Raw genomic sequence first — 25,531 nt, 5'->3', positions numbered from 1 at the left:
GCGCGCGCTGACGACCCCGGCAAACTCGACTAGGGTCTGCGAGCCAGGCGGCCGAAATGGCGGATTCGAGACTTTGTCACACGCCGAAGGGACAGGAATGGCCGAGGCCGACCCGAAGAAGAGCTATCGTTTCGTCTCGGGCTTTGCCCGCGGGCTTTCCGTCATCGAGGCGTTCGGGCCAACCGCCCGGCAATTGACGGTCGCCGATGTCGCGACGAAGACCGGGCTTGACCGCGCGGTGGCGCGGCGCCTCCTCTTGACGCTGCAGGAACTCGGCTTCGTTTCGGTCGAGCGGCGTAAATACGAGCTGACCCCACGCATCCTGCATCTCGGCTATTCCTACCTCGCAACCGTCGGGCTCGACGGCGCGACGCAGCCCTTCCTCGACGCCCTGTCACGCGAGATCGGCGACACGGTTTCGCTGTCGGTGCTGTCGGGCGACCGCGTGGTGTTCATCGCGCGCTCGGATGCCTTTGCCGGCCATTCCGAGGCCGGGCGCATTTCCTATACGATCACGCCGGGGATGACGGTGGCGGCCTATGCCTCGGCCTCGGGCCGCATGCTCATGAGCGCCCTGCCACCGGCGGAGATGCAGGCCATTCTGGCGCGCAGCGAATTGAAACGCCTGACGCCCCATACCGAAACCGATCCGGCGCGGCTGGCGGCGATCGTCGCCGAGACGCGCGCCCGGGGTTACGCCTTGAACGAACAGGAAACCGAACTCGACCTGCTCGGTGCCTCGGTGCTGGTGCGCAGCCGTGCCGGGCGGCCGGTGGCGGCGCTCAACACCAGCTCCTATCTCGGCCGGGTCGACCGGCACCGGATGATCGCGGAGGTCATCCCGAGACTGCGGGCCTGCGCCGAAAAGCTCACCGGCATCCTGCTCTAGGCGATATCGGCGGCCGGCCGCGGCCTGCCCAATGCATCCGGCTTGCCCAATCCGTCGCTCGCCTATTATGCAGGCTGGGTGGGCGGCCGCGACCGGTGCCCCGGGGGGCATCGATGAACGACGGCGACGCACGGCAAAGCCAGACCTTCGTGACCGGGTTCGCACGCGGCCTGTCGGTGATCGAGGCCTTCGGACCCGGCCACCGCAGCATGTCGGTGGCCGAGGTCGCCCAACGCATCAAGCTCGACCGCGCGGTGACGCGCCGGCTGCTGCTGACGCTGACCGAACTCGGCTTCGCCAAGGTCAATGGCAAGCAGTTCGAGCTGACGACGCGTGTCCTCCGGCTCGGTTATTCCTTCCTGGCCTCGGTCGGCCTCGGCGCGGCCTTGCAGCCCTATCTCGACGAGCTGTCGCGAACCATCGAGGAGACCGTGTCGATCTCGGTGCTCGATGAGGCCGAGGTTGTTTTTGTCGCCCGCTCCGACATGCCCGGGCGGCGCATGGCCTTCGTGGTGACGATGGGCATGCGCCTGCCGGCCTTCACCGCAGCCTCCGGCCGGGTGCTGCTCGCCGCCCTGCCGGCTGGCGAGGCGGAGGCCCTGCTCGCCCGCATCCAGGTCGAAAAGCTGACGCCGAACACGATCACCGCGCGCCGCGAGCTGCTGAAGATCGTCGCCGCCGCCGGCACCGACGGCTACGCCATCAACCGGGAAGAGCTCGAGGAAGGGCTGATCGGCATTTCGGTGCCGGTGAGGAACCGCGCCGGACTGGTGGTCGCCTCGCTCAATGCCAGCGCCAGCGCGCTCCGGACGTCGGAGGAACGGCTGCTCGGCGAGATCCTGCCGCGGCTGAAGGAAGGGGCCACGGGGATGTCGGCCATGCTGCCGTAGCTGGCGGGGCTCGGCGTCCGGCAGGGGCATGGGCAACCGGTCGACCCAGCGACCTTCGGTCCAAGGACGATTCTCGTCTGGGCCGAGCTTGTCCCTGATATCCACGAATTGCCTTGACCGCGAGAGCAGACGTGGGTGCCCGGGACAAGCCCGGGCGAGACGAAGTGGTGCGAGCATGACGACGTGATGCCATTCCGCCGTTCGGCGCGCCTCTCCGTCCTAGCCAGCGGTACCAGCCCGCGGCGCGCGTTCAGGATATCTTTTTCCGAGGGGTATTTGGTGGAGCCAGGCGGGATCGAACCGCCGACCTCTTGAATGCCATTCAAGCGCTCTCCCAGCTGAGCTATGGCCCCACACGTCCCTGTCGGACGCTCGGGCGGATCTTGGGGTATCCGCCAGGAGGCCCTCCGGGGAGGGCCGGTGCAGCGCGGGCCGAGCGGCCTGCGTTGCGGAGCGCGTGTCTCGCACATTTCCACCGCAGCATCAAGCGCCCTTCCGATGTAATTTTACGAAGTCGTGACAGGGGCCCGGAATGGCCTCCCGAGCCCGCTCCGGAACGGCCAAATCCCTGGCCAAATCAGGGACCTGATGCCACTTGGCCAGTTTTCCACATTACGCAACGTTAGCGAAACCTCTTCTTAATGGCGCCCCGCTAGTGTCCGGGCCAGAACCGCATCGTCGGATAAATCTGGGATTGGGGTGTCGATGGCAGCGGCCGCGACGATCATCGAAGAACTGGAACATGTCATTGCCCGCGGTCCGAGCGACCGGCGCGTGGAGACGCTTCGAAAGGTCACCGATCTCTTCCTGGGGGACGCGGCGCGCTATACGCAGACGCAGATCTCGCTGTTCGACAATGTCATCGTGCGGCTTTCCGCGGCGATGGAGAAAGCCGTCCGCCAGGAGCTGGCGGAACGCCTGGCGCCGGTCCCGAACGCCCCGCCGATCATGCTGCGCAGCCTCGCCCAGGACGACGAGATCGATGTCGCCCGCCCGGTGCTGCTGCTGGCGGCCCAGCTCGACGACAGCCTGCTCGCCGATATCGCGGAGACCAAGAGCCAGGAGCACATGGCGGCGATCGCATGCCGCAAGAAGGTCTCGGAAGCGGTCACCGACGTGCTGGTCAAGCGCGGCAACGACAAGGTCGCCCTGACCGTCGCGTCCAACGAAGGCGCCACCTTCTCGACCGAGGGCTACGGCGCGCTGGTATCGCGCGCCAAGGACGACGACGTGCTGGCCGAATGCATCGGGCTGCGCAAGGACATTCCGCCCTATCTGTTCCGGGTGATCCTGGCGAGCGCCAGGGAAGGCGTCCAGGAGCGCCTGCTGGCTTCGACCGCCGCCAAGGACCGCGCCCAGGTGCGCACCGCGCTGGCCGGCGTCGCCGACCGGATCGCCGTCGGCTCCAGCAAGGAATTGCGCGACTATACCGCCATTCACCGGGCGATCGTCGGGCTGCATCACAAAGGCAAGCTCGGCGAAGCCGAACTCAAGTCCTATGCCAAGCAGGGCAAGTTCGAGGAGACGGTCTGCGCGCTGTCGGTGCTGTGCGGCGTGCCGATGGACATGGTCGAACGGCTGTTCCTCGGCGAGCGCGCCGACCCGATCCTGATCCTGGCGCGCGCCGCCGGCCTGTCCTGGACCGCGGTCAAACATGTGCTGAAGGTACGGCCGAACAGCTCAGCCATGGCTCCCGCGACGCTCGAACTGGCGCGCGAAAGCTATGACAAGCTGACCACCAACACCGCGCTTCGGGTGTTGCGGTTCTGGCAGGTCCGCGGCAAGTCGGCCAAATCCCACTGATCACCGCCGGACACAGCCGGCCGGTCCGTGAACGCCGGTCAACGGCGCCGCGGACGGCCGGCATGGCCGGGCGTCAGGGCGAAAAGAAATCAGTGCAGACTGACGGTTTCGAGCTCGTTCTGCCAGGCACCCGCCACCGCTTCCTCGCGGCGGTCGGTCACCATGATCGGTGAGCCGTCGGCAGATATCAGCGCGAACAGGTCGAGGCCGGGCGGCAGCGGCGGGGCCTGCGGAAACATGCGGGCCATGTCGTCGGAGCGGATCGCCTTGACATAGGCGACCTTGGCCAGGCCGAGCTGGGCGAGAACTTCAGGGGTCATCATCATATTCATGGTCAAACCTCCTCCATAGGCAGGTCGAACAAGGCTCAGTCGTGAGCCGCGATATCAATGCGCCGCACGATCCGTTCAGGCTCCGGGCGGGCAAGATCAACCGAGAGCAACCCGTTCTTCAGGTCCGCCCCCATCACTTCCATGCCATCGGCCAGCACGAAGACGCGCTGGAATTGCCGTGCCGCGATACCCCGATGGATGAAGGTCCGGCCCTCGCCGTCGTCCTGTTGACGGCCGCGAATGGTCAATTGGCTTTCTTCCACCGTCACATCCAGCTGGTCCCGGGTGAAACCCGCGACAGCCAGCGTGATTCGAAGCCGATCCGGCAGGCCCGCATCCGCGGCGATCCGCTCGATATTGTAGGGCGGATAACCGTCGGCTGCCTTGGTGACCCGGTCGAGCACCCGCTCGAGCTGGTCGAAACCGAGCAGAAACGGCGACGAAAGAGACGGCACACGCGACATGGTCGAAGTCCTCGACTGAGCGACATCGGCCGGGCCCCGAAGGCGCCCAGCGCCGCGGAGCGTTCCGCGACCCCCCGAATATGGAGGTCGCGACCGTCAGGTTCAAGATCAGGGACGCAAGCCGGTCCGCGGGTGCCGGGGCCGCGCCGCTAAAGACGCTTGCCGCTCGCCTCATCGAACAGGTGCAGGTGTTCGGCCGGCGCCATCACCGAAATCGGCGTGCCCGGCGCCAGCAGCGCCTTGCCCGGCAGGCGCGCGATGATTTCCGCCCCCGTGCCGTCGAGCGGCCCGTAGACGAAGGTTTCGGCGCCGACCGCCTCGACCGCCGAAACCGGGAAGGTCAGCCCGACGGCGTCGTCCGGGACGGGACCGGTGACGACGGCGAGGTGCTCGGGGCGAATGCCCAAAAGCGCGCCGCCGGCCGGCACGGCAAGGCCCTTGCCGCCGGTGACCCCGGCCAGATGCGGCCCGGCCGGGCCCTGCCCGACCTTGATCAGGTTCATCGGCGGCGCGCCGATGAAGGTCGCGACGAAGGTCGTCGCCGGCCGCTCATAGAGCTCGAGCGGGCTGCCGGCCTGCTCGACATGGCCCTTGCTCATGACCACCAGGATATCGGCCAGCGTCATCGCCTCGAGCTGGTCATGGGTGACATAGACGGAGGTGGTGCCGAGCGCGCGCTGCAGTTTCTTGATCTCGACCCGCATCTGCATGCGCAGCTTGGCGTCGAGGTTGGACAGCGGTTCGTCGAACAGGAAGGCCTTGGGCTTGCGCACGATGGCGCGGCCCATGGCGACACGCTGGCGCTGGCCGCCGGAGAGCGCGCGCGGCTTGCGGTCGAGGAACGGTGTGATCTCCAGGATGCGGGCGGCTTCGCGCACGCGCGTGTCGATCTCAGGCTTGGGCGTGCCGCGGTTGCGCAGGCCATAGGCCATGTTGTCGTAGACGCTCATATGCGGATAGAGCGCATAGTTCTGGAACACCATAGCGATGTCGCGCTCGGCCGGCTCCAGCTCGTTGCAGACGACGCCGCCAATGGTGATGGTGCCGCCGGTGATCGTCTCCAGCCCGGCGATCATGCGCAAAAGCGTCGACTTGCCGCAGCCCGACGGCCCGACCAGCACGCAGATCGCGCCGGTCGGCACCTTGATGTCGATGCCCTTCACGGCTTCGACGCCGCCGGCATAGACCTTGCGGACCTGCTCGAGAATGACCTCGCTCATCGATATGTCCTCATTTTTCCGTCTCGACGAGGCCCTTGACGAAGAGCTTCTGCATGACCACCACGACGAAGACCGGCGGCAGCATGGCGAGGATGGCGGTCGCCATGGCCAATTGCCATTCGGTCAGGGCATCCTGGGTGACGATCATCTTCTTGATGCCGATGACGATGGTCTGCATGTCGTCGCGCGTGGTGATCAGGAGCGGCCAGAGATACTGGTTCCAGCCATAGATGAACTGGATCACGAACATCGCCGCGATCGAGGTGATCGACAGCGGCAGGAGCGTGTCCTTGAAGAACTGCATGGCGCTGGCGCCGTCGATCTTCGAGGCCTCCACCAGCTCGTCCGGCACGGTCATGAAGAACTGGCGGAACAGCAGCGTTGCGGTCGCCGAGGCGATCAGCGGCACGGTCAGTCCGGTATAAGTGTCGAGCAATCCGAGATCGGCGACGACCTTGTAGGTCGGATAGATGCGCACCTCGACCGGCAGCATCAGGGTCATGAAGATCACCCAGAAGGCGGCCATCCGGAACGGAAAACGGAAATAGACCACGGCGAAGGCCGAGATGATCGAGATCATGATCTTGCCGATGGCAATGACCATGGCCATGACCAGGCTGTTCAGCATCATGCCGCCGACCGGCTCGCGGGTCGACGAGGCGGTGCCGACAAAGATGGTCTTGTAGTAGTTCTCCAGGAAATTCGGCCCGGGCCAGAGCGGCATCTGGCCGTTGGCGATGGTCGAGGCGTCCCAGGTCGAGGCGACGAAAGCCACGTAGACCGGGAAGGCGACGATGGCGATGCCGATCAAAAGGATCAGATGCGGCAGGAAATCCAGGAAGCTCTTGCGCTCGACCATCAATATTGGACCTTGCGCTCGATATAGCGGAACTGGATCGCGGTCAGCCCGATCACCATGATCATCAGGATCGCCGACTGCGCCGCCGAGCCGCCGAGATCGCCGCCCAGGCGGCCGTCGGAATAGACCTTGTAGACCAGGGTCTCGGTGGCCTTGGCCGGGCCGCCGCCGGTGGTCGAATCGATGATGCCGAAAGTGTCGAAAAAGACATAGACGACGTTGACCACCAGCAGGAAGAAGGTGGTCGGCGACAGGAGCGGGAAGATGATGGTCCAGAACCGGCGCATCGGCCGGGCGCCGTCGATCGCCGCCGCCTCGATGACGCTTTTCGGAATGGCCGCGAGACCGGCCAGGAAGAACAGGAAATTGTAGCTGATCTGCTTCCAGGTCGCCGCCATGACCACCAGGGTCATGGCGTGATTGCCGTTCAGCAGCGGGTTCCAGTTGAAACCGAGCGCCCGGATCGCCTGGCTGACCAGGCCGAGCGAGGGTTGGAACATGAACAGCCAGAGCACGCCGGCGATCGCCGGCGCGACCGCATAGGGCCACATCAGGAAAGCCTTGTAGGCGCCCGTGCCGCGGATCTGCTTGTCGGCCTGGGTGGCGAGATAGAGCGACAGCGACAGCGACAAGAAGGCGACGAGACCGGAAAAGATCAGCGTCGTCACCATCGACCGGTAATAGTCGCCCTTGGACAAAAGGTCGTGGTAATTTTCGAACCAGACGAACTCGGTGGACAGGCCGAAGGCGTCCTGAATCTGGAACGACTGCCAGACCGTCTGTCCTGCCGGCCAATAGAAAAAGATCAGGGTGACGGCGAGCTGCGGCGCCAGCAGCAGATAGGGCAGCAACTTGCCGTCGAAGACGACGCGCTTTTCCATGATCCCCCCAAAGGCACGGTCCGGAGCGGGCGGGCAAGCCCGCCCCGGCATCGTATCGGTCAGCGCGTGACGGTGCGCTCGAACTGGCGCAGCATGGTATTGCCGCGCGCGACCGCCGCGTCGAGCGCCGCCTGGGCCGGCTTCTGACCGGCCAGCGCCGCCTCGATCTCCTCGGCCCAGACGTCGCGCAGCTGGACCATGTTGCCAAGGCGCAGGCCGCGGGAATTCTCGGTCGGCTCCTTGTTGGTCAGCTCCAGCAGCGGCGTCTCGAGATAGGGGTTCTGCACGTAGAAGCCCGAGGCCTTCACCTTGGCATAGGCCGCCCGGGTGATCGGCAGATAGCCCGAGTCGGTGTGCAGCTTGGCCTGGCGGTCGACATCCGACAGGAAGGTGAAGAAGCGCGCCACGCCACGATATTCGGCGGCCGGCTTGCCGCCCATGACCCAGAGCGAAGCGCCGCCCAGCGTCGAGTTCTGCGGCGCGCCGGCGACGTCAGGGTAATAGGGCATCGGCGCATTGGCCCATTCGAACTTCGCATTGGCGCGAACGTTGCCGTAGAAGCCCGAGGAGGTCAGCATGATCGGGCATTCGCCCGAGGTGAAGCGGCCCTCGCCGGTATTGGTGCGGCCCGAATAGCTGAAGGTGTTGTCGCGCTGCAGCTCGATCAGGTTCTGCAGGTGGCGGACATGCAGCGGCGAATTGAAGCGCAGCTCGGTGTCGAAACCGTCGATGCCGTTGGCCCGGGTCGACAGCGGCACGTTGTGCCAGAGCGAGAACTGCTCGATGTTGAGCCAGGTGATCCAGGCCGAGGAGAAGCCGCATTTGTCATAACCGGCGGCGCGCAATTTCTTGGCGGCCTCGAAGACATCAGGCCAGGTGCGCGGCGGCTGGTCCGGATTGAGGCCGGCGCGGCGGAACGCGTCCTTGTTGTACCACATGACCGAGGACGACGAATTGAACGGGAATGACAGCATCTCGCCGCGCGATGTCGAATAATAGCCCGCGACCGCCGGCAGATAGGCGCTGGGCTCGAAGGGTTCGTTGGCTTCCGCCATCATCTGGTAGACCGGCTTGATGGCGCCGCGGGCCGCCATCATGGTCGCCGTGCCGACCTCGAAGACCTGCAGGATATGCGGCGCATTGCCGGCCCGGAAGGCCGCGATGCCGGCGTTCATCGTGTCGGGATAAGACCCTTTATAGGTCGGAACCACCCGGTATTCACGCTGCGAGGCGTTGAACTCCTCGGCGAGCTTGACCACCACCTCGTTATTGGCGCCGGTCATCGCATGCCACCACTGGATCTCGACCTGGGCCGAGGCGGGGCTGGATACGAGCGCGGCGGCGGCGGCAACCGCCAGCATGAAACGGCGATTCAACATCGATAACCTCCCAAAGGGCGCGAGCTCAGCGCCAATGCGGCTTGGCGGGGCGAAACCCGTGCCGTTCTTGGGTCCGCCGAACGACGGACGGATGACACTCTAATGAAGCTTCGATGACAGAGTAAGGGGCGGCCCGCCAGATTTCCCCGATATCGCAACAGCCTGGCGGCCGAGCGGCGCCGGGCCGGCGGCCCGGTCAGCGCGTCGCCGCGCGGGCGCTGGCGGCGACGGCCACGAGCAGCGCCGCGACCACCGCGAAGGCCAGCGGCAGACTGGTCGCCTGCGCCACGAAACCGATCAGGGCCGGGCCGGCCAGGATGCCGGCATAACCGACCGTCGTGACCGCCGCGACGGCCAGGGACGGCGGCATCGCCGTCTGCCGGCCGAGCGCCGAATAGAGCACCGGGACGATATTGGCGGCACCCAGCCCGACCAGGGTGAAACCGCCGAGCGCCGCCGGCCATGACGGGACCGTGATGGCGAGGCCGAGCCCCAGGGCCGCGCCGATGCCGCCGAGGACCATGACCGTAGGACCGCCGAAGGCCCGCACGATGCGGTCGCCATTGAGCCGGCCGAGCGTCATGGCGACGGCGAAGGCGGCGTAGCCGAGGCCGGCACGAGCCGGCTCGACATCGCGCACCGAGGTCAGGAAGACGGCGCTCCAGTCAAGCATCGCGCCCTCGGCCAGGAAGACGATGAAGCAGAGCAGGCCGATCAGCACCACCCGGCCATGCGGAAGCACGAACAGCGGCGCGCCGTCATCGCCGCCGTGGGACAGAAGGTCGCGCCCGAAGCCCGCCAGCAGGCCGGCGACGACCGCCGCGGCCGCGAGCATGGCCGCAAGCGGCGAGGCACCGAGCCAGAGCAGCAGGCTGACGCCGGCGGCACCGACGATGCCGCCGGCGCTGAACAGGCCGTGGAACCCCGACATCAGCGTGCGGCCGGCGGCCTTCTCGACGATCACCGCCTGGATATTGGTCGCGACATCGACGGTGCCGACACCGGCGCCGAACAGGACGAGCGCGGCGGCGAGCGGCGGCAGGCTCGCGCCCGTGGCAAGAAAAGGCAGCGCCGCCGAGATCATCAGCCCGGCGGCCCAGATGACCGCGCGGCAGCCGAACCGGGCGGCCAGAGCCCCGGCCAGCGGCATCGCCACGATCGAACCCGCGCCCAGGCACAGCAGGAGCAGGCCCAGCGCACCATCGTCGAGCCCGGCGCGCGCCTTGGCGAAGGGGACCAGGGGCGCCCAGGCCGCCAGACCGAAACCGGCGAGGAAAAATGCCGCGCGTGTCGACGCCCTGGCCGCGGCGGAGGCAGCATGGCGGGCTTCGGCCTCGGCGCGGCTTGTCATATGCGTCTTGTTCAAGGCGGACCCGTCCTGCTTCCGCGGCCGACCCGAGCCGGTCCGGCGCCAGCCGATCAGGCGCGATGATAGGGGTGGCCGGCCAGGATCGTCATGGCGCGGTAGAGCTGTTCGAGCGCCATCACCCGCACCAGCTGGTGGGGCCAGGTCATCGCGCCGAAGGACAGGACCAGGTCGGCTTCGGCATGCAGCGCCGGATCGAGGCCGTCGGGCCCGCCGATGACCAGGGTCGCGGCTTCCTCGCTTGCGTCCTTCCAGCGGCCCAGACGCTCGGCGAAGGCCTCGCTGCCCAGGCTCTTGCCGCGCTCGTCGAGCAGGATCAGCCGGCCGACGCGCTGGCGGCGGATGGCGCCAGCCTCGTCAGCCTTGCGCTGCACGGCGTCGGGCGCGCGGCTCTCGTCGAGGGTGACCACGTCGAGGCCGCGAAAGCCCAGCGCCTTGCCGGCCTTCACCGCGCGATCCTGATAACGCGTGGCAAGATCCGTCTCCGGACCAGCCTTGGTCCGGCCGACGGCGACCAGGATCAGTCGCATGAGGTCTCAGCCCGGCGCCGCGATTCAGCCGGCCAGCCGGTCGGCCGGACGCGCCGCCGACCACATCTTCTCGAGATTGTAGAAGGTGCGGACTTCCGGGCGGAACACGTGAATGATCACGTCGCCGGCATCGACAAGCACCCAGTCGCAGGCGGGGACGCCCTCGACCCGGACCTGCGGCACGCCGGCCTCCTTCAGCGCCTGCACCAGATAGTCGGCGAGTGCGCCGACATGGCGGTGCGAGCGTCCGGACGACACCACCATGGCGTCGGCAATGGACGTCTTGCCCTTCAGGTCGATGGTCTGGATTTCCTCGGCCTTGTTGTCTTCAAGGGTGTCGAGGACGATTTTGAGGACCTCGGCTGGAGCGGGGCTCGTCGCGGGGGTCCCGGTCAGCGGCGCACTCTTCGCCGTTCCCGGCAGGTTGGTGGTGGACAGGGGTCCGATCCTCTCTGCTACGCGCCGCACGGGCGCACAAACCTCATAATAGTCGAAAACATGGCAATTAGACAACGCGGCCTGACAAGCTCACCCGCGAAGCCGCCACACCCCGGTGCGCTTGATCTCGAGATCCTCCAGCGCGCGGGTCACCGGAACCTCATATTCGGCAAGCTTTTCAAGCCTGTCCCTGGGCAGGTAGGTGCGGCCGGGATCGCCGATCAGCACGGTGCGGCCGGCCAGGGCGAGCGGTCCGAGCCAGCCGAGCATGGCGTCCGTCATGTCGCGCTGATAACAGATGTCGCCGGCCAGAATCACCTTCCAGCCATCGTCGCTGCCGGTCGGATCGACGGTCGAGGCTGCGATCGCGACGCCGTTTTCCGCCGCGTTGAGCGCCACCGCGACCTCGGCGAAGGCATCGATGTCGACGGCCCGGACAGAAGCCGCCCCGGCCTTCGCGGCGGCAATGGCGACCAGGCCGGAACCGGTCGCGACGTCGAGCACCGACCGGCCGGCCACCGTCTCGGGGTGATCGAGCACATAGCGGGCGAGCGCCTGGCCACCGGCCCAGGCAAAGGCCCAGAACGGCGGCGGCAGGCCGATCGCACCGAGTTCCTCCTCGGTCTTCTGCCAGAGCGTGGTCGCCTCGTCGGCGAGATGCAGCCGGATCTCGGGCGCATGCGGCACGGCGAGCAGGCGGGTGTTGTCGCGAATGAACGCGGCGCGATCCAGAATCATGCCGTCACCATCATGCCACCACCTCAAAATGGAAAAAGCCGGGCGCGAAGCCCGGCTTTCCTTAGTCTTGCAAGGCTTTTCAGCCTTACTGGGTTAGGGCCGGGCCGCCCTGGGCCTGCGGGTTCTCGGCGATGCGCTGGCGATAGAGCGCCGCGAAGTCGACCGGATCGAGATAGAGCGGCGGGAAGCCGCCATCGCGGGTCGAGTTGGCGATGATCTGGCGCGCGAAGGGGAACAGCAGGCGCGGGCACTCGATCAGGACGATCGGGTGGACCGCCTCGGCCGGCACGCCGGCAATGCGGAAGATGCCACCATAGACCAGTTCGAACTTGAACAGGATCAGGTCCTTGGTCCGCGCGTCGCCGTCGATGGTCAGCTCGATCTGGAACTCAGTCTCGCTCATCGGGTTGGCGTTGACGTTGATCTGGATATTGATCGCCGGCTGCTCCTGCTGGGGCATCAGCGAGCGCGGAGCGTTCGGATTCTCGAAGGAGAGATCCTTGATATACTGCGCCAGCACGTTGAGCTGAGGCGCGGCTTCCATTTCATTGCCGCCGTTGGGGGTCATCAGGGTCGTCTCCGTTCACGCCGCATCGGCCGCGGCTGGGGAATGCGTGATTGGCGCGCTCGCTAGCACGGGCGGATAGAGCCGGCAAGAACGCGATCGGTACGGCGGCGGCTATTCCCGGTCGATGCGGCGGGTGCCGCGGCGCACGCGTGCCGCCTCGGTCTCCTCGCGCCAGTCGCCGGGCTCGAGGTCGAGCACGCCGGGCGGCGGCGGCGTCCGGCCCGGGCCACGCGGCGCCACGTCCCGCGTGCCGAAGAACAGGGCCTTGAAGGCCGGCAGCAGCAGGGCGACCGCGACGAGGTCGGTGACGAAGCCGGGAATGGCCAGCAGCAGGCCGGCGAGCGCGGTCAGCATGCCGCTGCGCGCGGCGCCGGCGTTCAAGAGCATGACCCGGCCGGTGGCGAGCTGGGTAAACAAGAGCCGCGCGCCGCCCTTCAGGATCATGATGCCGAGCACCGAGGTGGCGATGACGCTGACGAGCGCGGTCAGGAAGCCGATACGCCCGGCAACCCACCAGAAGGCGGCGAATTCGACGAAAGGAAGTGCGATCACTCCCAGGATCAGCCAGCGCAACCGGACCATCGATCTCCCCTTGGCCCCGCAGTCTCGCGCTGGCCGAAACCGCGCGCGAGAAATCCAGGCGAGCGTCTTAGCTGTGGTGCCGCGCCCCAAGATTCAAGCGGACTTTCGGTCGCACCGCCGCCAGCTATGATGGCCGGACCAGTTCCAGCCGTGGATGAGAACCATCATGCCGACCTCCCGACGCGCCTTCGGCGCCCTTTCACTCGGTCTGCTGGCAGGCCTCGGCAAGGCCCGGGCCGCGGATGCCCCGGCCTGGCGGCACGGCCTCTCGCTGGTCGGCGCCCTGCGCTACGGACCGGATTTCAGGCACACAGACTATGTCGATCCGCAGGCGCCGAAGGGCGGCGTCGTCCGCCTGTCGATCGATGGCGCCTTCGACAGCTTCAACCTGATCCTGCCGCGCGGCGCGGCGCCGCCGATCGCCAGCCTCGTCTATATGCCGCTGTTCGAGGACAGCCTGAACGAGGTGTCGACCTCCTATGGAGCGATCGCCGACGCGGCGCGTCACCCGGACGATTTCTCGTCCGCGACCTATCGGATCCACCCGAGGGCGCGCTGGCACGACGGCCAGCCGATCACGCCGGAGGACGTGATCTGGTCGATGGAGCAGATCAAGAAGAACGACCCGCGCATGGGTTTTTACTACCGCAACGTGGTGCGGGTGGAGAAAACCGGCGAACGCGAGGCGACCTTCGTCTTCGACGGTCCGGGCAATCGCGAGAAGCCGCATATCGTCGGCCAGTTGCAGATCCTGCCGCGGCACTGGTGGGAGGGCACGGACGCGCAGGGGCGCAAGCGCGACATTTCGCAGACGTCGCTGGAGCCGCCGCTCGGCTGCGGCCCCTATCGCGTCAAGAGCTTCGAGGCCGGCCGCAATGTCGTGATGGAGCGCGTGACCGACTGGTGGGCCAAGGACCTGCCTGTCTATGTCGGCCAGCACAATTTCGACGAGCTGCGCTTCGAGGTCTATCGCGACGACACGGTGGAGCTCGAAGGCTTCAAGGCCGACCAGGTCGATTTTCGCACCGAGAACACCGCCCGCTACTGGGCGACCGGTTATGATTTTCCGGCGGCGCGCGACGGCCGGGTCAAGCTCGAGACCTTCGTCGACCGCACGCCCGCCGGCATGCAGGCGATCATCCTCAATTTGCGCCTGGCCAAATTCGCGGATGTCCGGGTGCGGCGGGCGCTCGACCTGATGTTCGACTTCGAGAGCATGAACGCCAACCTGATGTTCGGCGCCTACCGGCGCACGGCGAGCTTCTTCGAGGATACGGAACTGGCGGCCCGTGGCCTGCCGACCGGCCAGGAGCTGGCGATCCTGGAGACGGTGCGCGCGCAGGTGCCGCCCGAGCTGTTCACCACGCCTTACGCCAATCCGGTCAATGGCAGCCAGGATGCCCAGCGGGCCAACCTGCGCGAGGCGACGCGCCTGATGCGCGAGGCCGGCTACGAGGTGCGCGACCGGCGGATGGTCGAGATCAGGAGCGGCCAGCCGCTGCGGGTCGAACTGCTGATGAACGGCTCGACCTTCGAGCGTGTCGCGCTGGCCTACAAGACGTCGCTCGGCCGGCTCGGCATCGAGCTCGTGCCGCGCCTCGTCGACACCGCCCAATATATCAACCGGATGAACGAGCGACGCTTCGACGCGCTGGTCTCGAGCTATCCGCAGACGCTGTCGCCCGGCAACGAGCAGCGCGACTTCTTCGGCTCCGAAGCCGCCGACCGGCCAGCCTCGCTCAATCGCGCCGGCATCAAGAACCCGGCCATCGACCAGCTGATCAACCGGGTCATCTATGCCAAGGACCGGGCCGAACTGGTGGCCGCGACCAAGGCGCTCGACCGGGTCCTGCTGGCCAATCACTACATGATCCCGACCTGGTTCTCGGCGGATATCCGCACCGCGCGCTGGAACCGCTTCGGCCGGCCGGAGCGCATGCCCGAATATGGCGGCGCGGCCTTTCCGAACATCTGGTGGTGGGATCCGCAGCTGGCGCAAAGGGCGGGGACACGCTGAGGGGGGTGGCGGAGCGTGGTGGGGATGTCTCATCCCCGGTCAGCCTGGCACTTACATCACCCCCGGCGAGCCGGAGCAGAAGCCCTTGCTTCTGCGGAGTGCGAGGGAAGGGGGTCCAGGAGTTGCAGAGCCCTGTCCTCAACGTCGCGAAATCACGTAAACATATGCGCTGAGGGCGCGGCCCGTTGGCTCCTGGCCTCCCTTCCCTCGCTTCGCTCGCCGGGGGTGACGTCAGGGGTTCCAGCGCGCTCTCGTGAGCGGCGGCGCACCTATCACCCGCCTCACGCCACCTTGGGCGTGCGGCCGCTGAGCACGTTGAGCATGACCGGCCGGTCGATGTTCTGGCCGCTGAGGATGACCGCGGCTTTCAGGCCCTTGAGCGCGCCCGCCTCCTTGGCGAGAGCGGCAAGCGCCGCGGCACCTGCCCCCTCGGCGGCGTTGTGCGTGTCGGTCCAATAGGTCCTGACCGCCTCGGCAATGGCGTCTTCGGAAACCTTGACGATCCGCTCGGCGCCCCTGGCGATGATGGCGAGCGCTTCGGCCGAGGGGACGCGCACGGCGATGCCGTCGGCGAAGGTCGATACGCTGTTGACCTCGACGACACGGCCGGCGTCGAACGACAGGGCATAGGCCGCCGCATCTTCCGAGACGACGCCGACGATACGGGTGTTCAGGCCGAGCAGGTCGCGGGCGCTGATCAGCCCGCAAATACCGGAGCCGAGGCCGATCGGCGCGTAAAGCACGTCGATATCGGGATGGGCCGTGAACAGCTCCAGCCCATAGGTCGCGACACCAAGGACCAGATCGCGATGGAACGAGGGCACGAATTCGTAGCCGCGTTCGGCCGCGATCCCGGCCGCCCGCTCGCGCGCCTCGTCGAAATCGCGGCCATGTTCGATCAGCTCGGCGCCGAAAGCCTTCATGGCGGCATTCTTCTCGATCGAATTGCCATGGGGCACGACGATGGCGAGCGGCAGTCCGGCATGGCCGGCGGCAAAGGCCAGGCTCTGGCCGTGATTGCCGCGGGTCGCCGAGACGATGCCTTTGACCGCGGGGCGCTCGCGCTTCAGCCGGTCGAGATAAACGATGCCGCCGCGCACCTTGAAGGCGCCGATCGGTGTGTGGTTCTCGTGCTTGACGATGACCGGCAAGCCATAACGCTTTGCCAGCAGCGGCCAGGCATAGGCCGGGGTCGGCGGCATGGCCGCGTGGACGAGCCGGGCCGCGCCATGGAGTTCATCGAGCGAGAACAGGGGCATGGTCATGCGGCCCGCGGCGGGAACACACCGGCGCGGCTGAGCGCCGCCGGCAGCGGCTTGCCGAGCACGCCGGACAGCCAATGGGCGGTGTCGATCAGGGCGTCGATGTCGAGCCCGGTCGCGATGCCCATGCGATTGAAGCTGTAGACGAGGTCTTCGGCCGCGACATTGCCGGTCGCATTGGGGGCGAAGGGGCAGCCGCCGACCCCGCCGACGGAGGCATCGAGATAGTCGACGCCAGCCGCCACGGCGGCAATCGCATTGGCGACGCCGGTATTGCGGGTGTCGTGGAAATGGCAGCGCAGCTTCACCGTCGCCGACAGCGCCTTGGCGCGCGCCAGCATGTCGGTGACCTGGCTCGGCACGCCGCAGCCGATGGTATCGGCAAAACCGATCTCATAGGGGTCGAGGCGCAGCACCTCAGCGGTGATCGCCATGACCCGCTCGACCGGCACCTCGCCGTCGAACGGGCAGCCGAAGGCGGTGGCGATCGAAATGGCCAGCGGCTTGCCGGCCGCCTTGGCCAGCCGCGCCACCTCGCCGGCGCCGGCCACCAGCTCGGCCGTGGTGGCATTCTGGTTCTTCTGCGCGAAGGTTTCGCTGGCGACGCAGACATAATTGATCTGGTTGCAGCCGGCGGCCAGCGCCCGCTCGGCGCCCTTCACATTGAGCGCCAGGCCGACCAGCGTGCGGTCGGCATAGCGGGGCAGGATGCCGGCCATGACCGCCTCGGCATCGGCCATTTGCGGCACCCGCTTCGGATTGACGAAGCTGGTCACCTCGACCTTCCGGAAGCCCGCGGCGAAGGAGCGCTCGATCAGCGCGATCTTGTCGGCGGTCGAGACCGGCACCTTCTCGTTCTGCAGGCCGTCGCGCGGCGCGACCTCGATGAGCTCGACCGAGCGGGATATTCGCGGCACGGGCATGGCGACCTCCAGGATGGCCTCCTTTGTCGGAAATGGTCCCGGCGAATGCAACCCACCGAACGGGCGAGGCAGCTTTTCGCCGGCAGCGCCCCGTCATCGAGGCCGGCCAAGGCGCAAGGAACCCGGCGGGCCCGCGCCCCTGTCTCAGGTGCCGCGCGGCTTGGCCCGGTGGGTCGCCGCCGCGGCGGCGGGATCGTCGGGCCAGGGGTGGCGTGGATAACGCCCCTTCATCTCGCTCTTCACCGCCTGGTAGGAGCCCTTCCAGAAGCCCGGCAGGTCGCGCGTCACCTGCACCGGCCGATGCGCCGGCGAAAGGAGCTCGACCACCAGCGGGATTTTTCCGCGCGCGACGCTCGGGTGCGCGGCAAGACCGAACAGCTCCTGGACACGGATCGACAAAGTCGGCTCCTCGCCTTCGTAGTCGATCGGGTGGCGCTGGCCCGAGGGTGCATCGAAATGCGACGGCAGGTCGGCCTCGATCCGCCGCTTGACGTCCCAGGGCACCAGCTGGTCGAGCGCCACGCCGAGATCGTCAGCGCCGATCTGGGCGAGCGCCGTCTTGCCGAGAATGTGCTGCGGCAGCCATTCGGTGACCGAAGCGGCCAGGGCCTCGTCGGACAGATCGGGGAAACTCTCGTCGACGCGGCGCAGGAAGGCGACCCGGTGACGGGTGGCGAGCTGGGCCTTCGACCAGGGCAGCCGGTCGATGCCGAGCGCCGCGATGCCCTCGGCCAGCGCCATCGCGCTCGCCTCGTTCAACGGCACGGCCAGCGTGTCGACGCCGAGCGCGATGGCACCGAGGCGCCGGGCGCGGCGGGCACGCAGGGCCGCCGCCGGCTTGTCGAACACCACCTCTTCGCGCGTCGCGATGCGGTCGGCGAAACCTTCCTCGATCTCGGCGAGGCTGATCGGGGCGGCCGAGAAAATCCGCGAACGCGCGGCGACGCCGCCGATCTCGGCGATCGCCAGGAAGGGCTCGCGCGCCAAGGGCGAGGCGGCATCGACCGCGGCGCCGCGGCCATTGGCCAGCAGGAACTCACCGTCGCGGCCACGCGCCTTTGCGATCCGGTCGGGGAAGGCCAGAGCCAGGACGGCGCCGGCGCGCTCGGCCCCCGAACCTGTGTCGCGGGCAGCGTTCACATCCCTCAGCCAGCCGGCGGCCATGCGCCGGCTGTCCTCCGCGCGCTTGCCGCGCTCGAAACGCAGCCGGTCGAGCCGGTGGCCGAGATGGACATCGTCGCCGCCGAGCCCGCGCTCGGAAACCAGCAGCGCCAGATCGGCGCCGATCCGCCCCTCTCCGCGCCTGGCGGCGTCGACCACCATGCGGGCGAGCCGCGGCGCCAGAGGCAAAGCACGCAGCCGCTGGCCCTCGGCATTGATCCGGCCATCGGGTTCGAGCGCGCCGAGGCTTTCGAGCAGCGCGCGCGCTTCGGCCAGCGCCGGCTTCGGCGGTGGATCGAGAAAGGCCATGGTCAAGGGATCGGTGACGCCCCAGGAGGCGCAATCGAGCAGCAGCGAGGACAGGTCGGCTGCGAGGATCTCGGGCACGGCATAGGCCGGAAACGAACCCTCCTGCGCCTCGTCCCAGAGGCGGTAGCAGACGCCGGGCTGGGTTCGGCCGGCGCGGCCACGGCGCTGATCGGCGGCGGCGCGCGACACCCGCACCGTCTCGAGCCGGGTCAGGCCGAGATCCGGCTCGAAGCGCGGCACGCGGGCCAGGCCCGAATCGACCACGATACGCACGCCCTCGATGGTCAGCGAGGTCTCGGCGATCGAGGTCGCCAGCACCACCTTGCGCCGGCCGGCCGCGGCCGGCTCGACGGCCCGGTCCTGTTCGCGCGGGTCGAGGGCGCCATAAAGCGGCACGATGTCGACGGCGGGATCCTTGACGGTCGCCGCCAAGAGGTCGGCGACCCGCCGGATCTCGGCGGTGCCGGGCAGGAAGACCAGGGCCGAGCCGGGTTCCTCGGCGAGCGCGCGGCGCACCACGCGGGCGACCTCGTCCTCGAGGCGGGCGGCGGGATCGCGGCCGGTGAAGCGGGTCTCGACCGGAAAGGCCCGGCCGGCGCTTTCGACCACCGGCGCGTCGCCGAGCAATTTCGCGACACGCGCGCCATCGAGGGTCGCCGACATGACGAGGATGCGCAGGTCCTCGCGCAGGCCGCCCTGGGCGTCGAGCGCCAGAGCCAGGCCGAGGTCGGCATCAAGGCTGCGCTCGTGGAATTCGTCGAACAGCACCGCCGAGACATCGGATAGCGCCGGGTCGTCCAGGATCATGCGGGTGAAAATGCCCTCGGTGACCACCTCGATGCGGGTGCGGGCGGAGACCTTGGAACCGAAGCGGACGCGCAGGCCGACAGTGGCGCCGACCGGCTCGCCCAGGGTGCGGGCCATGCGGTCGGCGACCGCGCGGGCGGCGATGCGCCGGGGTTCGAGCACCAGGATCTTGCCGGTGCCGATCCAGGGTTCGCCGGCCAGCACCAGCGGCACGCGGGTCGACTTGCCGGCGCCGGGTGGCGCGACCAGCACGGCCGAAGGCGACGCCGCGAGCGCGGCCTTCAGCCCGGGCAGGGCTTCATCGATGGGGAGCGCGGACATGGACACCTGGCGCGTTTACGGTTCCTTCACCGCATCCGCAAGCGCCAGTGCCGCAACCGCCTGAAAAGCGTCCGGGAGGCCTCGTCCTTGCGACGTGCCCCGGTGAGGACAGCCACCGTTCCAATCCGGAACAGGCGTCCCGAAAAGGGAAGGCGGCCAGCGTGATGACCCGGGATCGAAAGGATAACCAGCCCGATGACGCCACCGCGCGGACATTGCTCGACGTGCTCGTCGCGCAGGATCGCCGCTGCACCTTCCTGCTCCAGACCCCCGTCCGGAGTTCCGATGATCCCCCGCCCAAGGGATCCTCGGTCCGGGCGGAGGAGTGACCGTTCCCTGTTCCTCCAGGGTCACTCCAAAGGACGGCCCGCGGCGCCCCCGCCGCGGGCCGTTTGCTTTTCGGGTGACAGGCCGGCGTTCCGATGCATCGCGCCCCTTGCGAAGCCGACATGGCTGCGGCTATGGTCGCGCCGATCCTGAGCGGGCGTAGTTCAGTGGTAGAACGTCAGCTTCCCAAGCTGAATATGCGGGTTCGATTCCCGCCGCCCGCTCCAATCCTTCCAACGACGTGATCTCGTTCGGTCCTGATGCGAGCGGCTTTCCGCCTGCTCGCGCCCCAGCTTTGTCTCAAATCAGGACATCCTGCGCGGAGCCCGGCATGGCCGCCGGAGCCCCCATCACGCCGATGCGCGGCTCAGCCCACCGCCACCCGATTCTGATAGACCGAGAGATGCGCATAGGCCGTGGCGAGCAAGGGCGTCGCCAGTCCGGCGCTGCGGCCGCGCGCGAGGAGATCGCCGATGATCTGGTCGGCCTCGATGGCGCCGCCGCCCTGCAGGTCCCGGTACATGGACGAGGTCTGGTTCGAGCCGGCGGCGGTCATCTGCGCCCGGGTGTTGGCGACAAATGCAGGGCTCGGCGCCTTGCCCACGGCCTCGACCACCGAGACGACCTCGTCGAGGAAATGGTGGGCGAATTCGGTGCCGCCGTGGGCGGCAGCGACCTGCCCGACGGTGCCGCGCATCAGGCAGGTGATGCCGCCGAGTGTCGCCAGCAGCACCCATTTTTCCCACATCTCGCGCGCCACCGTCGGTGACAGCCTGGCGTCGAAGCCGGCGCCCTGCATGAAGGCGTCGAGCGCCTGGGTGCGCGGCGACGGCGCACCATCGAGCTCGCCATAGACCAGCTCCTGAAACTTGGCGAGTTGCACGATGCGGCCCTGGTCATCGATCGTCGCCGCGACCTTGCAGACGCCGCCGATCACCGACGTGTCGCCGAAGCGGGTGGCCAGCACATCCATGTGCCTCATGCCATTGAGCACGGGCATGATCATGGTGTCGGGCCCGATGGCCGGAGCGACGTCGTCGAGCGCCGGCTCCAGCGCGAAAGCCTTGACGGTGAGCAGCACGGCATCGAAAGGCTCGGTCAACTGGCCGGCGGTGACCAGTTTCGGCTTCAGCGTCACATCGCCGTGCGGGCTGACGATCCGCAGCCCGTTGGCCTCGATCTGGGCGGCACGCCTCGGCCGGACCAGGAAGGTCACGTCGCGGCCGGCCGCGGCCAGGCGACCGCCGAAATAACCACCGGTCGAGCCGGCTCCGACCACCAACAGGCGCATGGTACTCTCCGCTATCGAGGCGAACCGCCCGGCCCATGCCGGCCGCGGTTCGCCGTCCCGCCAATCCCATTATAGGCGAACGGCCGGGCGCGCCGCTCGCGCAATCGAGCCGCCCCTGCATTGACGGCGCGTCGGCTTGCACCGCGCCGGATGTGGCGGCGACTGTCGGCCAAGGCGCCAGGCCCGCCTATCGGCAGCCGCCCGTCGCCGGCGACTGCAATCCGCCTCACTCCTTGCCGCCGCCGCCGGCCATGGCGCGGGCGTTCGAGGCCGCCATCAGGGCCTCCCTGATATTGTCGAGGTGGCGTGACATGGCGGTGCTCGCCTTCCTGGCGTTTCTCGCACGCACCGCCTCGTAGATCGCCTCGTGGTCGGCGAGCCACATCGGCCGGTAGTCCTCCATCCGCATATGGACGTGGATCTCGCGCCAGATGCGCGACTCGATCTGCCCGCGCCACAGCGAATCCGAGATCGCGACGAGGGCGCCGTTGCCGGTCGCCTCGGCCAGCAGAATGTGGAAGCGGTGGTCGGGGCCGTCGGCCTCTTTGCCCTGCGAATGCTCCCAGCGCATCATCGCCAGGGCCTCGGCGAGCTGCGCCAGGATCGCCTCCGAGGCGCGCTGCGCGGCGATGGCGGCGATCTGCGGCTCGACCAGCCGGCGCGCTTCCAGATTCTCGAACGGCCCGAAGCCTTCGAGCGCCTGGACGTCGGGCGCCTCGTGCCGGCTGATGACATAGGCGCCGCTATTGCTCTTCACTTTCAGCATGCCTGCCATGGCGAGCGACAGGATCGCCTCGCGAATGGTCGGCCGCGACACGCCGAAACTCTTGGCCAGATCGCGCTCGGCGGGCAATCGCTGGCCGATCTTGTAGCTCGACTGGACCATGGCGGCGATTTGCCGGGCCACGGCCTCGAAACTGCGCGGCGGAGAGGAAGGCGGATCAGGCAGCATGGCGAACAGAGCCGTGGGGGTTTTCGGTTTGACAAGCCCGGTATAGCCGAGACAATCTGGTCAGGCCAATTTGGTAAGACCAAAAAGAGGGCACGGCCCCATCTTTCTCCCCGATGCATGACGCCCGCCGCGGCGGCAAGAGGAGCTGACCTGGTATGGCGAACCTGAAGCCGAATTCGGCGGAAGCACGCGACGTGCTGTTTCACCTGCATTCGCAAACCAATCCGGGGCGGCATGCCGAGGTCGGGCCGCTGATCATGACCCGCGGCGAAGGCGTTCATGTCTTCGATGCCCAGGGCAAGCGCTACCTGGAGGCCATGGCGGGGCTCTGGTGCACCTCGCTCGGCTTTTCCAACGAGCGCCTGAAGGCGGCGGCGGCGGCGGCCTATGACAAGTTCGGCTTCTACCACAGCTTCAACCACAAGACCCCCGACGTCACCATCGACCTCGCCGAACAGCTGGTGGCGCTGTCGCCCATCCCGGACGCCCAGGCCTATTTCGCCACGTCCGGGTCGGAAGCGACCGAGACCATGGTCAAGCTCGCCTGGGTCTATCACGCCGCCCGGGGTCACCCGGCCAAACGCAAGATCATCGGCCGCGACCGGGGCTTCCATGGCTCGACCATCGTGGCGGCCTCGATGTGCGGCCTGCCGCGCATGCATCGCGAATACGGCCTGCCCTTGCCGGGCTTCCTGCACACCCATTGCCCCGACGCCTATCACGGGGCACTTCCCGGCGAGACCGACGAGGCTTTCGCCAGCCGGCTCGCCGCGGATCTCGAGGCGACGATTTTGGCCGAAGGTCCCGATACGATCGCCGCCTTCATCGCCGAGCCGATCAATGCCGGCGGCGGCATCGTGGTGCCGCCGCAAGGCTATTTCGCCAGGATCGAGGCGGTGCTGCGCCGCCACGACATCCTGGTCCTGGGCGACGAGGTGGTCTGCGGCTTCGGCCGTACCGGCAACTGGTTCGGCTGCCAGACGGTCGGCATGCAGCCGGACATGATAGCGCTCGCCAAGGGCCTGTCCTCGTCCTATTTCCCGATTTCGGCGGTGCTGCTCGGCCGGCCGATCCGCGACGCACTCGCCGAGATGAACAAAGCCGGCGAACTGTTCGGCCATGGCTTCACCAATTCCGGCCATCCGGTCGGCGCCGCCATCGCGCTGGAGACGCTGCGTATCTATCACGAGATGGATGTGGTCGGGCATGTCCGGGCCATGGGCGCGCGGCTGAAGACCGGACTCGAGGCCATTGCCGCCCGCTCCGCCATTGTCGGACAGGTGCGCGGCGAGGGCCTGATGATCGGCGTCGAACTGGTCGCCGATCCCGCGACGCGCAGGGCATTCGACCCGGACCTGAAGATCGGCGCGCGGTTCGACGCCCTGGCACTGGCCAACGGGCTGATCATTCGCGCCATGGGCGACACCATCGGCTTCTGCCCGCCGCTGATCATCGACGCGGCCGGGATCGACGAGGCGCTGGACCTGTTCGCGCGGACGCTCGGCCAGGTCGAAGCCGAGGTCGGCGAAACCCGGTTGCCGGTCCATCCTGGCCAGGCCGCGGAGTAGCGACCAGATCCCGCACAGCCAAGACCTGCATCCCCACCACCCGCGAGGAGAGCGTGCATGCATCGTCGAGACCTGCTTCGTTCCACGCTTGGCGCCGGCCTCTGCGCCGCTCTCGCAAGCCCCGCCCTCGCCCAGGCTCAGGCGGCACGGACACTGCGCTTCGTGCCGCAGGCCGACGCGGCCATTCTCGATCCGATGATCACCACCGGACTGGTCAATCGCAACCACGGCTTCCTGGTGTTCGATACGCTGTACGGCGTCGATGAGCAGCTTCGGCCACAGCCGCAAATGGTCGCCGGCCATGTGGTGGAGAATGACGGCAAGACCTGGGTGATGACGCTGCGCGACGGCCTGAAATTCCACGACAACGAGCCGGTCAGGGGCCGCGACGTGGTCGCGAGCCTGCGCCGCTGGGCCTCGCGCGACGCCTTCGGCAATTCGCTGTTCAGCGTGGTCGACGAGATCGCGGCGCCCGACGACCGCACCATCCGCTGGCGGCTGAAGAGCCCGTTCCCGATGCTGCCGGAGGCGCTCGGCAAGGTCGGCGCGATCATCGCCTTCATCATGCCGGAGCGGCTGGCCCTGACCGACAGCAACCTGCCGGTGAAGGAACTGATCGGCAGCGGGCCGTTCCGTTTCCAGGCCGACCAGCACGTGCCCGGCTCACGCATCGTCTATTCGCGCTTCGACAACTACGTGCCACGGCCGGACGGCGCGACCAGCCTGCTGGCCGGGCCGAAACAGGTGCATTTCGACCGGGTCGAATGGCTGATCATGCCGGATGCGGCAACCGCCGCCGCCGCCTTGCAGCGTGGCGAGATCGATTGGTGGGACCAGCCGATCATCGATCTCCTGCCGCCGCTGAAGCGCAACAATGCGCTGAAGGTCGAGCTGCTCGACCCGATCGGCAATGTCGGCGTGCTGCGCTTCAACCATACCTTGCCGCCATTCGACAATCCCGCGATCCGGCGGGCGGTGCTGTCGGCGGTCAGCCAGCGCGATTTCATGTCCGCCATCGCCGGCGACGACCAGAGCCTGTGGCGCGACAAGGTCGGCTTCTTCCCGCCCGGTTCGACCATGGCGAGCGACGAAGGCATGGCGGCGCTCAATGGCCCGCGCGACCTCGCCGCCGCCGCCAAGGCGATCAAGGAAGCCGGCTACAAAGGTGAGAAGGTGATGCTGATCGCGCCGGGCGATTTCCCGGTCATCGGTGCGATGAGCGAGGTCACCGCCGACCTGTTCCGCAAGATCGGCATCAATGTCGACTACGCTGTCATGGACTGGGGCTCGATGCTGCGCCGCATGGCCAACCGCGAGACGCCGGACAAGGGCGGCTACAACGCCTTCTGCACCTATTCGGCGGGGGTCACCCAGCTCAATCCCTCCGCGCACAATTTCCTGCGCGGCTCCGGCGACAAGGCGACCTTCGGCTGGTCGTCGAGCCCGAAGCTCGAGGAAATGCGCGACGCCTGGTTCGTGGCTCCGGATGCGGCGGCGCAATCGAAGATCGGCATGGCAATGCAACGCCAGGCCTTCGTCGACGTGCCCTATGTGCCGCTCGGCGTGTTCTACCAGCCGACCGCCTACAAGAAGGAGCTTCAGGGCATGCTGAAAGGCCTGCCCTTGTTCTGGAACGTCCGCCGCGCCTGAGACA

23 protein-coding genes and 2 tRNA genes are annotated in these 25,531 nt (G+C 67.8%); 7 read left to right on the top strand and 18 right to left on the bottom strand.

Annotated features, from left to right (window positions below):
• The first annotated feature begins 97 nt into the window (after positions 1–97).
• Positions 98–889, top strand: a complete 792-nt coding sequence (locus tag AC07WJ_RS13310) for an IclR family transcriptional regulator domain-containing protein (protein WP_494935070.1) — start codon at positions 98–100, stop codon at positions 887–889.
• Positions 890–1,002: 113 nt separating this feature from the next.
• Positions 1,003–1,779 (top strand): IclR family transcriptional regulator domain-containing protein, encoded by a 777-nt coding sequence (locus AC07WJ_RS13305; protein ID WP_494935069.1) that lies wholly within the window; start codon positions 1,003–1,005, stop codon positions 1,777–1,779.
• Positions 1,780–2,056: 277 nt separating this feature from the next.
• Here the strand turns inward: AC07WJ_RS13305 and AC07WJ_RS13300 are convergent.
• Positions 2,057–2,132, bottom strand: a tRNA-Ala gene (locus AC07WJ_RS13300).
• A 352-nt stretch (positions 2,133–2,484) separates the two neighbouring features.
• Here AC07WJ_RS13300 and AC07WJ_RS13295 point away from each other — a divergent pair.
• Complete coding sequence (locus AC07WJ_RS13295; RefSeq protein WP_494935068.1) at positions 2,485–3,582, top strand: DUF2336 domain-containing protein; 1,098 nt, start codon at positions 2,485–2,487, stop codon at positions 3,580–3,582.
• 89 nt (positions 3,583–3,671) lie between these two features.
• Here AC07WJ_RS13295 and AC07WJ_RS13290 read toward each other — a convergent pair whose 3' ends face one another.
• The 12 genes from AC07WJ_RS13290 to AC07WJ_RS13235 all read right to left on the bottom strand — a co-directional run bounded on the left by AC07WJ_RS13290 (position 3,672) and on the right by AC07WJ_RS13235 (position 12,939).
• The gene (locus tag AC07WJ_RS13290; protein ID WP_494935067.1) at positions 3,672–3,914 is read right to left on the bottom strand and encodes a BQ00720 family protein; all 243 of its coding nucleotides are present in this window, start codon (positions 3,912–3,914) and stop codon (positions 3,672–3,674) included.
• Positions 3,915–3,949: 35 nt separating this feature from the next.
• The gene (locus AC07WJ_RS13285; RefSeq protein ID WP_494935066.1) at positions 3,950–4,378 is read right to left on the bottom strand and encodes an Hsp20 family protein; all 429 of its coding nucleotides are present in this window, start codon (positions 4,376–4,378) and stop codon (positions 3,950–3,952) included.
• Positions 4,379–4,527: 149 nt separating this feature from the next.
• Positions 4,528–5,598 carry a sn-glycerol-3-phosphate ABC transporter ATP-binding protein UgpC gene (gene ugpC / locus AC07WJ_RS13280; RefSeq protein ID WP_494935065.1) on the bottom strand — a complete coding sequence of 357 codons (1,071 nt, stop codon included), beginning with the start codon at positions 5,596–5,598 and terminating at the stop codon, positions 4,528–4,530.
• 10 nt (positions 5,599–5,608) lie between these two features.
• A complete protein-coding gene (gene ugpE / locus AC07WJ_RS13275) occupies positions 5,609–6,457 on the bottom strand; it encodes a sn-glycerol-3-phosphate ABC transporter permease UgpE (RefSeq protein WP_494935064.1) in 849 nt (282 codons plus the stop codon).
• The gene (gene ugpA, locus AC07WJ_RS13270; protein ID WP_494935063.1) at positions 6,457–7,338 is read right to left on the bottom strand and encodes a sn-glycerol-3-phosphate ABC transporter permease UgpA; all 882 of its coding nucleotides are present in this window, start codon (positions 7,336–7,338) and stop codon (positions 6,457–6,459) included. The genes ugpE and ugpA overlap by 1 nt, the downstream gene beginning before the upstream one ends.
• 59 nt (positions 7,339–7,397) lie before the next feature.
• Complete coding sequence (gene ugpB / locus AC07WJ_RS13265; protein ID WP_494935062.1) at positions 7,398–8,717, bottom strand: sn-glycerol-3-phosphate ABC transporter substrate-binding protein UgpB; 1,320 nt, start codon at positions 8,715–8,717, stop codon at positions 7,398–7,400.
• A gap of 196 nt (positions 8,718–8,913) precedes the next feature.
• Entirely contained in the window at positions 8,914–10,068 is a 1,155-nt protein-coding gene (locus AC07WJ_RS13260; RefSeq protein ID WP_494935061.1) for an MFS transporter, read from the bottom strand.
• Between the two features lie 68 nt (positions 10,069–10,136).
• On the bottom strand, positions 10,137–10,613 hold the full coding sequence (gene rlmH / locus AC07WJ_RS13255) for a 23S rRNA (pseudouridine(1915)-N(3))-methyltransferase RlmH (RefSeq protein WP_494935060.1): 477 nt from the start codon (positions 10,611–10,613) through the stop codon (positions 10,137–10,139).
• A gap of 24 nt (positions 10,614–10,637) precedes the next feature.
• Entirely contained in the window at positions 10,638–11,081 is a 444-nt protein-coding gene (gene rsfS, locus AC07WJ_RS13250) for a ribosome silencing factor (protein ID WP_494935059.1), read from the bottom strand.
• A 60-nt stretch (positions 11,082–11,141) separates the two neighbouring features.
• Entirely contained in the window at positions 11,142–11,789 is a 648-nt protein-coding gene (locus tag AC07WJ_RS13245) for a class I SAM-dependent methyltransferase (RefSeq protein WP_494935058.1), read from the bottom strand.
• An 85-nt stretch (positions 11,790–11,874) separates the two neighbouring features.
• A complete protein-coding gene (gene secB / locus AC07WJ_RS13240; protein ID WP_494935057.1) occupies positions 11,875–12,357 on the bottom strand; it encodes a protein-export chaperone SecB in 483 nt (160 codons plus the stop codon).
• A 111-nt stretch (positions 12,358–12,468) separates the two neighbouring features.
• Positions 12,469–12,939, bottom strand: a complete 471-nt coding sequence (locus tag AC07WJ_RS13235; protein WP_494935056.1) for an FxsA family protein — start codon at positions 12,937–12,939, stop codon at positions 12,469–12,471.
• Positions 12,940–13,105: 166 nt separating this feature from the next.
• Here AC07WJ_RS13235 and AC07WJ_RS13230 point away from each other — a divergent pair, with 166 nt between their 5' ends.
• Positions 13,106–14,956, top strand: coding sequence for an extracellular solute-binding protein (locus tag AC07WJ_RS13230; RefSeq protein WP_494935055.1), 1,851 nt, complete (start codon positions 13,106–13,108; stop codon positions 14,954–14,956).
• A gap of 281 nt (positions 14,957–15,237) precedes the next feature.
• Here AC07WJ_RS13230 and AC07WJ_RS13225 read toward each other — a convergent pair whose 3' ends face one another.
• The 3 genes from AC07WJ_RS13225 to hrpB all read right to left on the bottom strand — a co-directional run bounded on the left by AC07WJ_RS13225 (position 15,238) and on the right by hrpB (position 19,739).
• Positions 15,238–16,209, bottom strand: coding sequence for a threonine dehydratase (locus AC07WJ_RS13225; protein ID WP_494935589.1), 972 nt, complete (start codon positions 16,207–16,209; stop codon positions 15,238–15,240).
• An 8-nt stretch (positions 16,210–16,217) separates the two neighbouring features.
• Entirely contained in the window at positions 16,218–17,141 is a 924-nt protein-coding gene (locus tag AC07WJ_RS13220) for a hydroxymethylglutaryl-CoA lyase (RefSeq protein ID WP_494935054.1), read from the bottom strand.
• 144 nt (positions 17,142–17,285) lie between these two features.
• Positions 17,286–19,739, bottom strand: coding sequence for an ATP-dependent helicase HrpB (gene hrpB, locus AC07WJ_RS13215; protein WP_494935053.1), 2,454 nt, complete (start codon positions 19,737–19,739; stop codon positions 17,286–17,288).
• 480 nt (positions 19,740–20,219) lie between these two features.
• Here hrpB and AC07WJ_RS13210 point away from each other — a divergent pair.
• Positions 20,220–20,293, top strand: a tRNA-Gly gene (locus AC07WJ_RS13210).
• Between the two features lie 140 nt (positions 20,294–20,433).
• Here the strand turns inward: AC07WJ_RS13210 and panE are convergent.
• On the bottom strand, positions 20,434–21,357 hold the full coding sequence (gene panE / locus AC07WJ_RS13205; protein WP_494935052.1) for a 2-dehydropantoate 2-reductase: 924 nt from the start codon (positions 21,355–21,357) through the stop codon (positions 20,434–20,436).
• Between the two features lie 226 nt (positions 21,358–21,583).
• Entirely contained in the window at positions 21,584–22,264 is a 681-nt protein-coding gene (locus AC07WJ_RS13200; RefSeq protein WP_494935051.1) for a FadR/GntR family transcriptional regulator, read from the bottom strand.
• A 200-nt stretch (positions 22,265–22,464) separates the two neighbouring features.
• On the opposite strand from AC07WJ_RS13200, the gene AC07WJ_RS13195 reads away from it, so the two are divergent.
• Positions 22,465–23,877, top strand: a complete 1,413-nt coding sequence (locus tag AC07WJ_RS13195) for an aminotransferase (protein ID WP_494935050.1) — start codon at positions 22,465–22,467, stop codon at positions 23,875–23,877.
• 57 nt (positions 23,878–23,934) lie between these two features.
• Positions 23,935–25,527, top strand: a complete 1,593-nt coding sequence (locus tag AC07WJ_RS13190) for an ABC transporter substrate-binding protein (RefSeq protein WP_494935049.1) — start codon at positions 23,935–23,937, stop codon at positions 25,525–25,527.
• Positions 25,528–25,531 lie beyond the last annotated feature (4 nt).

The organism is Phreatobacter sp. GW821-FHT04C01 (genome assembly GCF_059420385.1).
Note: the sequence above shows the minus strand (reverse complement) of the source record. Positions and strands in the feature narration are given on the sequence as shown.